Origin of the sequence: Streptomyces sp. LBL (assembly GCF_029893585.1) — a bacterium.
Lineage (GTDB): Bacteria > Actinomycetota > Actinomycetes > Streptomycetales > Streptomycetaceae > Streptomyces.
Window position 1 is genome coordinate 58,979 of record NZ_JARXYX010000044.1, and the last position, 13,689, is coordinate 72,667.

Annotated in this window: 9 protein-coding genes and 2 pseudogenes; 9 read left to right on the forward strand and 2 right to left on the reverse strand. The window is 71.8% G+C overall.

The window, feature by feature from the left end:
* Positions 1-130: 130 nt before the first annotated feature.
* The 3 genes and pseudogenes from rph to M2271_RS37670 all read left to right on the forward strand — a co-directional run.
* Entirely contained in the window at positions 131-2,830 is a 2,700-nt protein-coding gene (gene rph / locus M2271_RS37660; RefSeq protein ID WP_280891972.1) for a rifamycin-inactivating phosphotransferase, read from the forward strand.
* A gap of 577 nt (positions 2,831-3,407) precedes the next feature.
* Positions 3,408-5,456 carry an elongation factor G gene (gene fusA / locus M2271_RS37665; protein ID WP_280891973.1) on the forward strand — a complete coding sequence of 683 codons (2,049 nt, stop codon included), beginning with the start codon at positions 3,408-3,410 and terminating at the stop codon, positions 5,454-5,456.
* 130 nt (positions 5,457-5,586) lie between these two features.
* A pseudogene (locus M2271_RS37670) lies at positions 5,587-5,898 on the forward strand (GNAT family N-acetyltransferase); the annotation flags it as partial.
* A gap of 170 nt (positions 5,899-6,068) precedes the next feature.
* Here the strand turns inward: M2271_RS37670 and M2271_RS37675 are convergent.
* Positions 6,069-6,860, reverse strand: a complete 792-nt coding sequence (locus M2271_RS37675; protein ID WP_280891980.1) for a CDP-alcohol phosphatidyltransferase family protein — start codon at positions 6,858-6,860, stop codon at positions 6,069-6,071.
* A gap of 108 nt (positions 6,861-6,968) precedes the next feature.
* On the opposite strand from M2271_RS37675, the gene M2271_RS37680 reads away from it, so the two are divergent.
* The 5 genes and pseudogenes from M2271_RS37680 to M2271_RS37700 form a co-directional block, all read left to right on the forward strand.
* Positions 6,969-7,958 (forward strand): zinc-binding alcohol dehydrogenase, encoded by a 990-nt coding sequence (locus M2271_RS37680; RefSeq protein WP_280891974.1) that lies wholly within the window; start codon positions 6,969-6,971, stop codon positions 7,956-7,958.
* A 118-nt stretch (positions 7,959-8,076) separates the two neighbouring features.
* Positions 8,077-8,475, forward strand: coding sequence for a 6-carboxytetrahydropterin synthase (locus M2271_RS37685; protein ID WP_280891981.1), 399 nt, complete (start codon positions 8,077-8,079; stop codon positions 8,473-8,475).
* A gap of 11 nt (positions 8,476-8,486) precedes the next feature.
* Complete coding sequence (locus M2271_RS37690; protein ID WP_280891982.1) at positions 8,487-9,656, forward strand: glycosyltransferase family 4 protein; 1,170 nt, start codon at positions 8,487-8,489, stop codon at positions 9,654-9,656.
* Positions 9,653-10,669, forward strand: coding sequence for a class I SAM-dependent methyltransferase (locus M2271_RS37695; RefSeq protein WP_280891975.1), 1,017 nt, complete (start codon positions 9,653-9,655; stop codon positions 10,667-10,669). The genes M2271_RS37690 and M2271_RS37695 overlap by 4 nt, the downstream gene beginning before the upstream one ends.
* Positions 10,669-11,910: pseudogene (locus tag M2271_RS37700) on the forward strand (lysylphosphatidylglycerol synthase transmembrane domain-containing protein); the annotation flags it as partial. The gene M2271_RS37695 and the pseudogene M2271_RS37700, both read left to right, overlap by 1 nt.
* Before the next feature lie 164 nt (positions 11,911-12,074).
* Here M2271_RS37700 and M2271_RS37705 read toward each other — a convergent pair.
* Positions 12,075-12,863: a creatininase family protein gene (locus tag M2271_RS37705; RefSeq protein ID WP_280891976.1), complete on the reverse strand. Its 789-nt coding sequence runs from the start codon at positions 12,861-12,863 to the stop codon at positions 12,075-12,077.
* A gap of 38 nt (positions 12,864-12,901) precedes the next feature.
* Between M2271_RS37705 and ribA the strand changes: the two genes are divergently transcribed.
* A complete protein-coding gene (gene ribA / locus M2271_RS37710) occupies positions 12,902-13,561 on the forward strand; it encodes a GTP cyclohydrolase II (protein WP_280891977.1) in 660 nt (219 codons plus the stop codon).
* Positions 13,562-13,689: the final 128 nt, after the last annotated feature.

Sequence of the window (13,689 nt, forward strand, 5' to 3'; positions counted from 1 at the left end):
GGGGGGGCTTGCGGCAAGACCCGGGTGGTGGCGCAAAATCGTCCGCCGAGGCCACAACCAGCGGAAACGGGGGCACGACATGCGTGCCGGTGCAGTGCGACGGGACACGACTGCCTTGGGGGTAAACGGGATGATCGAGCCGTACGTGTTGAGTCTCCAGGAGGTCGACGAGACGCAGGTCGCCGTCGTCGGCGGCAAGGGCGCGCACCTGGGCGGGCTGTCGCGAATCGAAGGCGTCCGCGTCCCGGCCGGCTTCTGCGTGACGACGCACGCCTTCCGGCGCGTCAAGGCGGAAGCGCCGTCGATGGACGACGTGATCGATCAGCTGTCGCGCCTGGACCCGCATGACAGGGAGGCGATCCGCACGCTCAGCGCGCAGATCCGCCGGACCATCGAGGAGATCGCCATCCCGGGCGACCTCGCGGCGGCGATCACCAGCGCGCTCGCTCAGCTGGGTGCGCAGACCGCCTACGCCGTCCGATCCAGCGCGACGGCAGAGGACCTGCCGACGGCCTCCTTCGCCGGTCAGCAGGACACGTATCTGAACGTTCTGGGGCCGGAGGCGATCCTCCAGCACATCAGCCGGTGCTGGGCTTCGTTGTTCACGGAGCGGGCCGTGACTTACCGCCGGCGGAACGGCATCGACCACCGTACGGTCCACATGGCCGTGGTCGTGCAGCAGATGGTCGTCCCGCAAGCGGCCGGCATCCTGTTCACGGCCGACCCTGTCACGGGCAACCGGAAGGTTGCCACCGTGGACGCCGGCTTCGGCCTCGGCGAGGCCCTGGTCTCCGGCATCGTGAACCCGGATGTCTACAAGGTGCGAGACGCCGAAGTCGTCGCCAAGACGATCGCCGCCAAACAGCGATCCGTCCAGGCTCTGCCGACCGGCGGTACGCACGAAGTGGCGATCGACCCGCAGCGGCAGGAGCAGCCCGCTCTGACGGACGCCCAGGTCGTGCGGCTCGTGCAGCTCGGGCGGCGGATCGAAGCGCACTTCGGCAGCCCGCAGGACATCGAATGGTGCCTGGTCGACGAGGACTTCCAGACCGTTCAGAGTCGACCGATCACGACGCTGTTCCCCATCCCTGAGGCGGGCGACGTCCCTGAGGCGGGCGACGTCCCCAAGACCGGCGACCCGGAGATTCACGTCTACGTCTCCGTCGGTCATCAGCAAATGATGACCGACCCCATGAAGCCCCTGGGGCTCTCCGTATGGCAGCTGACGGCCATGGCGCCGATGTACGAGGCCGGCGGGAGGCTGTTCGTCGACGCGACCCGGGCCCTGGCCTCGCCCGCGAGCCGCGCCCGTCTCCTGGACCTCGCGGGGAGATCCGATCCGTTGACCAGGGACGCGCTGGAGACGGTCCTGGACCGCGACGATTTCGTCCCGTCGATCCCGTCGATCCCGTCGATCCCGTCCATCCCGGCGCCCTCGCCGCCCCCATCGTCTCCGTCGCTCCCGGACGCGGGTCCCGGCGGGCCGACCACCGGCGGCGCGTCCGCCGCGGGCGAGCCCGATCCGGCCATCGTCACCGAGCTGATCCAGCGCAGCCAGGCATCGCTCGCCGCCCTGGAGCGCGACATCCGGACGAAGACCGGACCGGCGCTGTTCGACTTCCTGCGGGAGGAGGCCTTCGAACAACACAAGCGAATCCTTGGCGATCCGCTGAACATCCAGGCGATCATGGCGGGGATGGAGGCCACGTGGTGGCTCAACGACAAGCTGCGGGAGTGGCTGGGCGAGAAGAACGCGGCTGACACGCTCACCCTGTCCGCCCCCGACAACGTCACGTCCGAGATGGGACTGGCGCTGCTCGATGTCGCCGACGCGATCCGCCCGCATCCGGAGGTGGTGGCGTTCCTGCAGGGCGTCGAGGACGAGGATTTCCTGCACGAGCTGGCGAAACTCGCGGGCGGGACCGAAGCACACGCCGCCATCGAGGCCTACCTCGACCGGTACGGCATGCGCTGCGTCGGCGAGATCGACATCACGAGGCCGCGTTGGCGCGAGCGCCCCGCCACGCTGGTACCCGCGATCCTCGACAACGTCAGGAACTTCGAACCGGGCGCCGCTGAGCGGCGCTTCGAGGAGGGCCGGCAGAGGGCGCAGGCGAAGGAACAGGAGGTGCTGTCACGCTTGCGGGCCCTGCCGGAAGGGGATCGGAAAGCCGGCGAGACCAAGCGGATGATCGACCGGGTCCGCACCTTCATCGGGTACCGGGAGTACCCGAAGTACGCCATCATCAGCCGCTCCTTCGTCTACAAGCAGGCCTTGATGACGGAGGCCGAGCGCCTCGTACAGACCGGCGTGATTCCTGAGAAGGAGGACGTCTTCTACCTCACGCTCCAGGAATTCCACGACGTCGTGCGCTCGAGGCAGGTGGATGACCAGCTCATCCAGCGGCGCAAGGACGCGTTCCGGTCGTACCACGCGCTCACAGCGCCCCGGGTGCTCACATCGGACGGCGAGGCGGTCACCGGGGCGTACCGGCGCGACGATGTGCCGGCCGGTGCCCTGATCGGCCTGCCGGTTTCCGCCGGGACCATCGAGGGGAGGGCCCGCGTCATCCTCGACATGGCGGAGGCCGATCTCGAGACGGGCGACATCCTGGTCACGGCCTTCACAGACCCCAGTTGGTCGCCGCTGTTCGTCGGGATCGCGGGCCTGGTGACAGAGGTGGGCGGCCTGATGACCCATGGCGCGGTGATCGCCCGGGAGTACGGCTTGCCGGCTGTCGTGGGCGTTGAGCAGGCCACCCGGCTGATCCGGGACGGGCAGCGCATCCGTGTGCACGGAACCGATGGGTACGTCGAGATTCTGCCCTGACCGGGGCGAGCGGACTTGGGCTGTGGGGGCGCGTCACAACGCCGGGAGGAGCAGCGGCGTGTGCGGTGCGGGGACGCCGGGCGCAAGGACACTGGAACGGTGGGGTCTGGAACGGTGAGGTCTGGAACGCCGGGGTCTCGAACGGTGGGATCCAAGGCGCGAAGGATCCAAGGCGCGAAGGATCCAGAACGCAACAGATCCAGAGCGGGGAAAATCCCGTGCCCCACCCCGCCCTGGTTCCCTACACTCACCACAGATCGCGCACCGCCCAACGCAGCCGCACAGGGCCGCGTGTGTGCTGACGAGGCAGACCAGTGAGGGGAGACCGGCCGTGTGCTACCGCACCGCTGTTGTCGTTCCCCGGTCGCTGCACGAGGTGATCCTCGTGTCTTTGTCTGTCCGGTGCCCGCTGCGCGGCCGGTACCGGATGCCCGTGACGACGTACTGACGTACTGACTGACTCGCACCGTCAACTTCTGCTCCAGTAGCACCTGTTGACGTTCCGTCATTCCGTCATCTCCACGTCCACGCGGGAATCGCGCCGCCCTGTCACACCTCGTCCGAAAGGCCCTGGGCCGTGCGCACCCACCTCAACACCCTCACCGTCGTCCGCAACCTCGGCATCCTCGCCCATGTCGACGCCGGCAAGACCACCGTCACCGAGCGGATCCTGTACGCCACCGGCACCACCCACCGGCGGGGCGAGGTCCACGACGGCACGACCGTCACCGACTTCGACCCACAGGAACGCGATCGTGGCATCACGATCTCCGCCGCGGCCGTGAGCTGCGCCTGGGACGGCCACCGGATCAACCTGATCGACACCCCGGGACACGTCGACTTCGCCGACGAGGTGGAACGTGCGCTGCGCGTCCTCGACGGTGCGGTCGCGGTGTTCGACGCCGTCGCGGGTGTGGAGCCGCAGAGCGAGTCGGTGTGGCGGCAGGCGGACCGGCACGGCGTGCCGAGGATCGCGTTCGTCAACAAGCTGGACCGGGCCGGCGCCGACCTCGACACGGCCGTCGCGTCGATCCGGGAGCGGCTGCACCCCGCACCGCTGGTGGTGCAGTTGCCCATCGGCAGCGAGGACGGGTTCACCGGCGTTGTCGACCTGCTGCGGATGCGGGCGCTGACCTGGGCCGACAGCGATGAGACGGTCCAGGAGGGTCCCGTACCGGAGGCTTCGCTGGAGGAGGCGGTTCGGCGGCGCCGGCTGCTGGAGGAGGCCGTGGCCGAACGTCACCCGGCCGCCCTGGAGGAGTTCTGCGACCAGGAGACGCTCTCCGCGTCGACGCTCGCCTCCGCCCTGCGCGACCTCACGCACAGCGGCGACGGCGTGGTCGTCCTGTGCGGCTCGGCCTACCGCAACCGCGGGATCGAGCCGCTCCTCGACGCGGTCGTGGCCTACCTGCCGTCCCCGCTCGACGTGCCTGCCGTACGGGGCACGTACGACGGCACCGAGCAGGAGCGGGCCGCCGATCCGCACGCGCCGTTCGCGGCACTGGCGTTCAAGGTGCACGCCACCGCGACGGGACGGCTGACCTACCTGCGGGTGTACTCGGGAACGATCGGAAAGGGGGACACGGTGATGGAAGCGAGCACGCGGCGCAGCGAGCGCATCGGGCGGATTCTTCGCGTACAGGCCGACCGGCACGCCCAGGTGGACCGGGCGCTGGCCGGGGACATCGTCGCCGTGGTCGGACTGAAGTCCGCCCGGGCCGGCTCGACCCTGTGCGCCCCGGACGCCCCACTCGTCCTGGAACCGCCGAGCGTGGCCGACCCGGTCGTCTCCGTCGCGGTCGAGACCCGCAGGTCGGTCGACACCGACCGGCTGGCCACGGCGCTCGCGCGGCTGGTCGAGGAGGACCCGTCGCTGGTGGTCCGCACCGACCCCGAGACCGGGCAGACGCTGCTGTCCGGCATGGGCGAACTGCACCTGGAGGTCGCGGTGGAGAAGGTCCGGCGCGACCACGGGCTGGAGGTCGCCGTCGGCCGACCCGGCGTGTCCTACCGGGAGACGGTCGTTCGAGGGGTGTCCGGCCTGGTCCACCGGCACGTCAAACAGGACGGCGGGGCAGGGCAGTTCGCCCATGTCGTGCTGGATGTGGAGCCGCTGGAGGAGATCATGGGCTTCGAGTTCCGCTCGACGGTCGTCGGCGGGCGCGTGCCGCAGGAGTACGTCCGCGCGGTCGAGGCCGGCTGCCGGGACGCCCTCGCCGAGGGCCCGCTCGGCGGACACCCGGTGACCGGGCTGCGGGTCACCCTGACCGACGGGGCGACCCATGTGAAGGACTCCTCGGACACGGCGTTCCGCACCGCGGGCCGCTTCGGCCTCCGGGAAGCCCTGCGCGCCTCGACGATGACCCTGCTGGAACCGGTCGTCGAGGTCACGGTCACCGTGCCCGAGGACGCCGTCGGCACCGTCCTCGGCGACCTGGCCGCACGCCGTGGCCGCGTCTCCGGCTCGGTGACGCGGACGGCCACCACGGTGGTCACCGCCACCGTGCCGCTGGCCGAACTCTTCGGCTACGCGACCCGGTTGCGCAGCCGCACCCAGGGCCGCGGCACCTTCACGACCCGCCCCACCGGCTACGCCCCGGCACCGACCGCGACGCCGACGCGGTAGCCGGGCAGGACGGCCCCACCGGTACGCGGCGGTGGGGCCGCCCCACCCGGGCGGGTCCCCTCCCGCCGGGCCACCCGGCAAGCTGGAGTCGGCGCGACCTGTGGGTCTTCGACCACGACCAGTACGTGAAAGATGCGACGCGAACACCGTGTTGGTCGCCCGTTCGGGCGAGACGGTCGTCGGCACCCTGACGCTGGTGACGTATCCCGTGCCGAGCGGGCTGCGGGCCCGTATCGAGGACGTCGTCGTCGATCACGAGGCGCGCGGTCACGGAGTCGCCGGGCTGCTGACGCTGGAGGCCCTGCGGTTGGCGCGGGAGGCGGGCGCGCGGACCGTCGACCTCACCTCACGGCCGGAACGGGCGGCGGCGAACCGGCTGTACGAGCGGCTCGGATTCCGGCAGCGGGAGTCGACGGTGTACCGGGTACCGCTGCACGACTGACGGGACAGCCGGGGTGGTGGCGTTGGGGGCGGCGGGGCAGTGGCCGACGGGAACGGCCGGGCAGCGCCGACGAGGACGGTCAGGAACGGCTGATGGCCAAGGCCCGTCGAGAGCGGCCGCTGGGTGCGGTCGGGAGCGGCCGCTGGGCGCGGCCGAGCCCGGCCGCCGTTTCAGGACGCCAGCGGCTGAGGCTCCGACACCGGCACCAGTTCCTTCAGCTCCAGGATCTCCGCCACCGCTGCCTCCTGGGACCGGTACGTCCGCCACAGCCACCGGATGTCCCGGCCGAACGACCAGACCAGCAGGGCGAGAGCCAGGGCGACGACGCCGAACGTCGCCGGGTACGGCAGGAGGTCGGCGGCGGCCAGCAGGAGCAGGATGCCCTGGAGGGCGGCCACCGTCTTGCGGGCCGTGCTCGGCGGGAGCGGGGCGTTGAGCCAGGGCAGGGCGCGGGCCGCGGCGACGAACGCGTAGCGCATCGCGCCGATCAGCAGGACCCACGGGCCCAGCGACATCGACATATACACGCTCAGCACCAGGATCAGGAACGCGTCGACCTCCATGTCGAAGCGGGCGCCCAGCGGGGTCGAGGTGCCGGTGGCGCGGGCGACCTTGCCGTCGACCCCGTCGAGTATCAACGCCACCGCCGTCAGACCGACGAAGAGCGTCACCGGCGGGGAGCTCTCGAAGGAGTCCGCGACCAGGGCCGTGACCGCGCCGACCAGAGTCGCCCGGCCCAGGGTCACCCGGTTCGCCGGGCCGAAGGAGCACGGCCGGGTGCGGTGCAGGGCCCGGGAGAGCACCGCCCAGGTGGCGAAGGCGAAGACGAGACCGGTCAACCAGCCCGCCGGCCCCATGCCTATCGCGGTGCCGAGCAGGACCAGCAACAGGATCTGCACGCCCGCTCCCACCGCGGTCTCCTGCTGGACCAGTCTTGCTTCGTACGTGTTGTTCAGGGCCACCGCACATTCCTCCGGCCAGGTGACAGAGTCGATCAAGGCCGCGTACTGTGCGCGACCTGTGCACACCTCGGTACGTGAACCGCTTCCAGATCGTTCAGGAGGATGCCGATGAAGCGCACCGCACGCGCCTTCTGGCTCAGCTCCCCAGGCCACGGCGAGATACGCGACCTGGCCCTTCCCGATCCCGCCGACGGGGAGGTCGTCGTCCGCTCCCTGTACTCCGGAGTCAGCAGGGGCACGGAGACCCTCGTCTTCCGCGGCGGGGTCCCGGAGAGCCAGCACGCGGCCATGCGGGCTCCGTTCCAGGAGGGAGACTTCCCAGGACCGGTGAAGTACGGCTACCTCAACGTGGGAGTGGTCGAGGAGGGGCCGCGGGACCTGGTCGGGCGGACCGTCTTCTGCCTGTATCCGCACCAGACGCGGTACGTCGTCCCGGTGGACGCGGTGACGGTCGTACCGGCGAACGTGCCCGCCGAACGGGCGGTCCTCGCCGGCACGGTCGAGACCGCCGTGAACGCCCTGTGGGACGCGGCGCCGCTGGTCGGTGACCGGATCGCGGTGGTCGGCGGCGGGATGGTCGGCAGCTCGGTGGCCGCGTTGCTGGCCCGCTTCCCGGGGGCGCGGGTGCAGTTGGTCGACGCCGATCCGGGCCGCGCCAAGACCGCCGAGGCCCTCGGCGTCGACTTCGCCGCACCCGAGGACGCGCGCGGCGACTGCGATCTTGTCGTCCACGCCAGCGCCTCCGAACAGGGCCTCGCCCGGTCCCTGGAGCTGCTGCGGGCCGAAGGGACGGTCCTCGAACTGAGCTGGTACGGCGACCGGCAGGTCAGCCTTCCGCTCGGCGAGGCCTTCCACTCCCGCCGCCTGTCCATCCGCAGCAGCCAGGTCGGCACCGTCTCCCCGCGCCGCGCGAACCGGACGTACGCGGACCGGCTCGCCGTGGCCCTCGAGTTGCTCGCCGATCCGGCCCTCGACGCCCTCGTCACCGGGGAGTCCGCGTTCGAGGAGTTGCCCGAGGTGCTGCCGCAGCTCGCCTCGGGGCAGATCCCCGCGCTCTGCCACCGGGTACGGTACCCGGATCCCGGCAGAGGTGTCTGACCTGAGAAAAGAGTGAGAGTCCCGCTGAACAAGGGGACGCGAAGAGCCGTACTACACGGCATCCCCCGGCAGGGCTCACGCGGGGGAACCAGACGTGCCGCACCTGGAGGGTCGTCCGTTGTTCAGCATCACCGTCCGCGATCACATCATGATCGCCCACAGCTTCCGCGGCGAGGTCTTCGGACCCGCGCAGCGCCTGCACGGAGCGACGTTCCTGGTGGACGCCACGTTCCGGCGCGAGCAGCTGGACGACGACAACATCGTCGTCGACATCGGACTGGCCACACAGGAACTCGGTGCCGTAGTCAGCGAGCTGAACTACCGCAATCTCGACAACGAGCCCGACTTCGCCGGAGTCAACACCTCCACGGAGTTCCTGGCCAAGGTCATCGCCGACCGGCTCGCCGCACGCATCCACAAGGGCGCCCTCGGCGAGGGCGCGAAGGGTCTCGCGGGCCTCACCGTCTCCCTGCACGAGTCGCACGTCGCCTGGGCGAGTTACGAGCGTGCGCTGTGACCGACACGACGATGGAGCGGACCAGCGGGCTCGGTTACGTGCCCGTTCAGCACTCCGCCCTCAAGAACGCGGAGATCATCCCGATGTCCCTGCGCTCCGTGCACTTCGTCCTGCCGGGCGGCGTCCACGACCCGGCCGCGCCCAGCGGCGGCAACGCCTACGACCGGCGCATCTGTCTGGACCTGCCCGGCTTCGGCTGGCAGGTCCACCAGCACGCCGTGGACGGTACCTGGCCCCGCCCGGACGCGGACGCCCGCGCTGAACTCGCCCGTGTGCTGCAGGAACTGCCGGACGATACGGTCGTCCTGCTGGACGGGATAGTCGCCTGCGCCGTCCCCGAGATCGTCGTACCCGAGGCGGAACGGCTGCGCCTCGTCGTCCTCGTCCACCTTCCGCTCGGCGACGAGACGGGACTGGAACCGGCGGTGGCCGCGGAACTCGACGCCAAGGAACGCGCGGTGCTGCGGGCCGTCCCGGCCGTCATCGCCACCAGCGACTGGGCCGTACGGCGGCTTGTCTCCCACCACGGCCTGGCCCCCGACCGGGTCCATGTCGCCGCCCCCGGCGCCGACATCGCCCCCCTCGCCTCCGGCACCGACGGCGTCTCCCGGCTGCTGTGCGTGGCCGCGGTGACCCCGCGCAAGGGGCAGCACCGACTGGTGGAGGCCCTGGCCACGGTGACCGACCTGCCGTGGAGCTGCGTCTTCGTCGGCGGACTCGGGCACGACCCCGAGTACGTCGCCGGACTGCGGGACCTGATCGACGCGTACGGCCTCCAGGACCGCCTGCACCTCGCGGGCCCGCAGGCCGGCGCCGAACTCGACGCCAGCTACGCCTCCGCCGACCTCATGGTCCTCGCCTCCTACGCCGAGACCTACGGCATGGCGGTGACCGAGGCCCTCGCCCGCGGCATTCCGGTACTGGCCACGGACGTCGGCGGTCTCGCGGAGGCGGTCGGCCGGGCGCCCGACGGGGGCGTGCCCGGCATCCTCGTCCCGCCGGAGGACCCCGCCGCCCTCGCCGCCGAACTGCGCGGCTGGTTCGGCGAGGCGGACGTACGACGTCGTCTGAAGGCCGCCGCGAGAGGCCGACGGGTCGCCCTCGACGGCTGGGCGACCACGGCCCGCAGCCTGGCCGGAGTACTGGGCCGACTGCCGAACGAACCCAGGAGGGCGGCATGACGGAGACGGCCATGACCCAGCAGGCGGGGAAGATTCCGGCACAGCCGGGTCCCCGGGAGGCATCCGGGGCAGCGGGGCAGGCGGCTGTCATCCCCGGCGCAGGGCCCACCCCGCGTCCAGGCGCAGGGCCCACCCCGCGTCCAGGGGAGCGGCCCACCGTGCGGCTGCGGGACGCCGGGCCCGACGATCCGCCGCGATACGCGCCCGAGTGGCTGGAGTTGCGGGAGGGGGCCGATGCCGCCGCGCGGTCGCACGACCTGCTCGATCCGCTGCGGATCCGGCTCGCCAACCTGCCGGGGAAGGCCGGGCTGGTCATCCACGACGTGGGCTGCGGCACCGGCTCCATGGGCCGCTGGCTGGCTCCCCGGCTGGACGGCGCCCAGCACTGGATCCTGCACGACCGCGACCCCTACCTTCTGCACTTCGCCGCCGTCGCCTCCCCGCGCTCCGCCGCCGACGGCAGCCGGGTCACCGTCGAGACGCGGCGCGGCGACGTCGCCCGGCTCACCCCGGACGTCCTGTCCGGAGCCTCCCTCGTCACGGCATCAGCGCTGCTCGACGTTCTCACCCGCGAGGAACTCGCCACCCTTGCCGACGCCTGCACGGCCGCGGGCTGCCCGGCCCTGCTGACCCTGTCGGTGGCCGGCCGCGTCGAGCTCACCCCGTCCGACCCCATGGACGCGGAGATCGCCGCCGCGTTCAACGCCCACCAGCGCCGCGACGGGATGCTCGGGCCGGACGCGATCACGGTGGCCTGCGAGGTGTTCTCCGAACGTGGCGCCACGGTACGACTGCACCCGAGCCCCTGGCGGCTCGGCCCCGCCGAGTCCGCCTTGACGGCGCAGTGGCTGCGCGGCTGGGTCGGCGCGGCCGTCGAGGAGCGGCCGGAGCTGGCACCGCGTGCGGAACGCTATCTGAGCGAGCGGCTCGCTGCCTGCGAGGCGGGGGAGCTGACGGTCGTGGTCCACCACAGTGACCTGCTGGCCCTCTCCCGGCCGACCGGCGGAGCGTGATGCGCGTGGAGTCCGCGCGGCAGATCCAGCCGTCCCGGCGGCACCTCGCTCCGAGCGAGCGGCAGGCCGCGGCGTCCGAGGGACCCGTCGAGCTGTCCCGGCGGCCGATCCAGCCGTCCCGGCGGCACGCCGACCGGGTGGAGGTGTTCGCGCTTCCCACGGGTTCCCCCGCCCTGCTGGCCGCGCCGCTCGCGGCCCGTACCCGGGTGCTGGCGGCTCGGACCGGTGCGCTCGCGGCCAGGGCCGAGATACTCGAAGCCCGCACCGAAGCGCCCGTCTCCGCCGGCGACCCGTCCGCGGTCCGCACCGGCTCCGCCGTCTCCGAGGCGCGGATCGGCGTCCTCGTGACCGAGCCCCGGTCCTCCGCGGGCCAGGGAACGACCCGTCGGCGCACCGCCCTTCGCGGCGCGCTGGCCCGTCTCAACTCCCGCGCCGTCCGCACGCACATCGGCACCGTCGCCGGTGTCGCCATCCTCGCCGTGCTGCTGTGGCGCCTGGGCACCGGCGTCTTCCTGGACGGGCTGCGCCGGATCGACACGCCCACACTTCTGGTGGCCGTGGGGATCGGACTGCTCACCACCGTGTTCAGCGCCTGGCGCTGGGCGCTGGTGGCCCGGGGCCTGGGGATCCGGCTCCCGCTCGTAGGGGCCGTCGCCGACTACTACCGCGCGCTGTTCCTCAACGCGGCCCTGCCCGGCGGGGTCCTCGGCGACGTCCACCGGGCGGTCCGGCACGGGCAGAGCGCCGGTGACCTCGGCCGCGGAGTCCGCACGGTGGTCCTCGAACGGGCCGCCGGACAGGTCGCGCTGGCCGTCGTCGGCGCTGCCGTGCTGCTGACGATGCCCTCACCCGTGCTGGCCGACGCCCGGCACTTCGCCCCGCTGCTCGCCCTCGCCGCGCTGGGCACCCTCGCGGTGGTCCTGGCACTGCGCATGAACCGGGCTGCACCTTCCCGCCGGGGACGTGCCCTGCGCGCCGGCCTCGCCGAGGCACGCGAAGGACTGCTGTCCCGCCGCAACGGACCGGGCGTGGCCGTCTCGTCCGCCGTCGTCCTGGCCGGCCACATCGGGATGTTCGTGCTCGCCGCCCGGGTCGCCGGATCAGGCGCCTCCGTCGCCGCGCTGCTGCCCCTCGCCGTGCTCGCCCTGCTCGCCATGGGGCTGCCGGTGAACATCGGCGGCTTCGGCCCCCGCGAAGGCGTCACCGCCTGGGCGTTCGGCGCCGCCGGCCTCGGCGCGAGCAGCGGACTCGCGGTCGCCGTGGTCTACGGCGTGCTCAGCTTCGTGGCCGCGCTGCCGGGCGCCCTCGTCCTGGTCGCCCGTTGGTACACGGGCCTGCGCGGCGCGGAGGAGGGGGCCGGGACCGCTGTGACGGACCCGGAACCGCACCTCGCACCGGACGGTGACTATGCGCGTCCGGCTTCCGCGGCCCTCGTGGTGCCGTCCGCGGAGGTGAGCATCGAGAAATACGTTGCGAAGGAATCGGCGAAGCCCGCCAGCAGTTCCTTCCCCTTTTCCGCGGACCCCAGGGAAGGACGGCCTATGACGCCCGAATCGGTATAGGCGGACATTCCGACGGTGAGCAGATGACGGCGGTCGTCCGCGACGAAATCGGCCGACTCGTAACCGGGCCGGACCATTTCGGGATGGGCGTGCAGCAGGATGGAGGTCTCGATTTCCCCCGCGTGCATGTCCGTCAGCAACGAGGTCGTCACCCCGGCCCGCTCCCGGGCCGCCTCCCAGTCCTCCGGGGCCGGGAAGAGCGCCATCCGCTCACCGCGCGCGGAGGACTCCTGGACGACGTTGCCCAAAACGTAGTTCCCGCCGTGCCCGTTGACCAGCACCAGAGCTTCGACGCCCGAGCGGCGCAGTGAGGCCGCGATGTCCCGTACCACCGCGTGAAGGGTCACGGAGGAGATGCTGACGGTTCCCGGCCAGGCCGCGTGCTCGTGCGAGCAGGCGATGGTCACCGGCGGAAGGAGGTGCACCGGATACGCGGTGGCGATCTCCCGGGCTATCGCACAGGCGACGAGCGTGTCGGTCGCCAGCGGAAGGTACGGCCCGTGTTGTTCGAAGCTTCCGACGGGAAGGACGGCCACCTGGGTTGAGACGCCCGCCCCTCGCGTCCGTACGTCTTCGGTAGTGTCCGTCGGCACCAGACCGTACGCCGCCGACCGTATTCCCGAACCACTCATCTCTTCACGGCCTTTCGTCTCTGCTTAGGAACCAGATCATGACAGAAAAAATTGGCGTGCTCGGCAAGACGTCACCGCAGCGCACGGGTGTGGAACGCGTCGTGAATTCCCCGCTGCCCACCGTGTACGGGCATTTCCAGGCGGTCGGCTACCTCGATCACGACCGCGGTGACGAACAAGTGGCCCTGGTCCATGGCGAGATCGGCACGGACAACGTCCTCACCCGGCTGCACTCCGAGTGCCTGACCGGTGACGCCTTCGGCTCCCAGCACTGCGAGTGCGGCGACCAGCTCGCCTCCGCGCTGCGCGCGGTCGTCGCGGAAGGCCGCGGCATCGTCATCTACCTCAGAGGGCACGAAGGCCGGGGCATCGGTCTGCTCGGCAAGCTGCGGGCGATGGCCCTGCAGGCGGAGGGCCTGGACACCGTCGAGGCGAACCTGGCGCTCGGCCTGCCGGTGGACGCCCGCGACTACGGCGTCGCCGCCGAGATACTGCAGGACCTGGGCGTGAACTCGGTCCGTCTGATGTCCAACAACCCGCGCAAACGCGAGTCGTTGCTGCGGCACGGCATCCAGGTCGCCGAGACGGTGCCGCTGCTGATACCGCCGTGCGAGAACAACATCACGTATCTGCGCACCAAGCGGGAGCGGCTGGACCATCATCTGCCCCACCTGGACGCGGTCGTCAGCTCCTCCTGACCCACGGGCCCGGGGGGGGCGCCCCCCCCCCCAACCCCCCCGGGGGGCGCCCCCCCCGGGGGGGCGCGCCGCGGGGGGGGGGGGGGGGGGGGGGGGGGGGCGGCCCCGGGGGGGCGGGTGGAAAGGGG

Bases quoted from the DNA above. Each gene is read 5' to 3' on its own strand.
- rph (WP_280891972.1), top strand. From the start codon at position 131: ATGATCGAGCCGTACGTGTTGAGTCTCCAGGAGGTCGACGAGACGCAG.
- M2271_RS37690 (WP_280891982.1), top strand. From the start codon at position 8,487: ATGGAGCGGACCAGCGGGCTCGGTTACGTGCCCGTTCAGCACTCCGCC.
- M2271_RS37695 (WP_280891975.1), top strand. From the start codon at position 9,653: ATGACGGAGACGGCCATGACCCAGCAGGCGGGGAAGATTCCGGCACAG.
- ribA (WP_280891977.1), top strand. From the start codon at position 12,902: ATGACAGAAAAAATTGGCGTGCTCGGCAAGACGTCACCGCAGCGCACG.
- M2271_RS37680 (WP_280891974.1), top strand. From the start codon at position 6,969: ATGAAGCGCACCGCACGCGCCTTCTGGCTCAGCTCCCCAGGCCACGGC.
- M2271_RS37705 (WP_280891976.1), bottom strand. From the start codon at position 12,863: ATGAGTGGTTCGGGAATACGGTCGGCGGCGTACGGTCTGGTGCCGACG.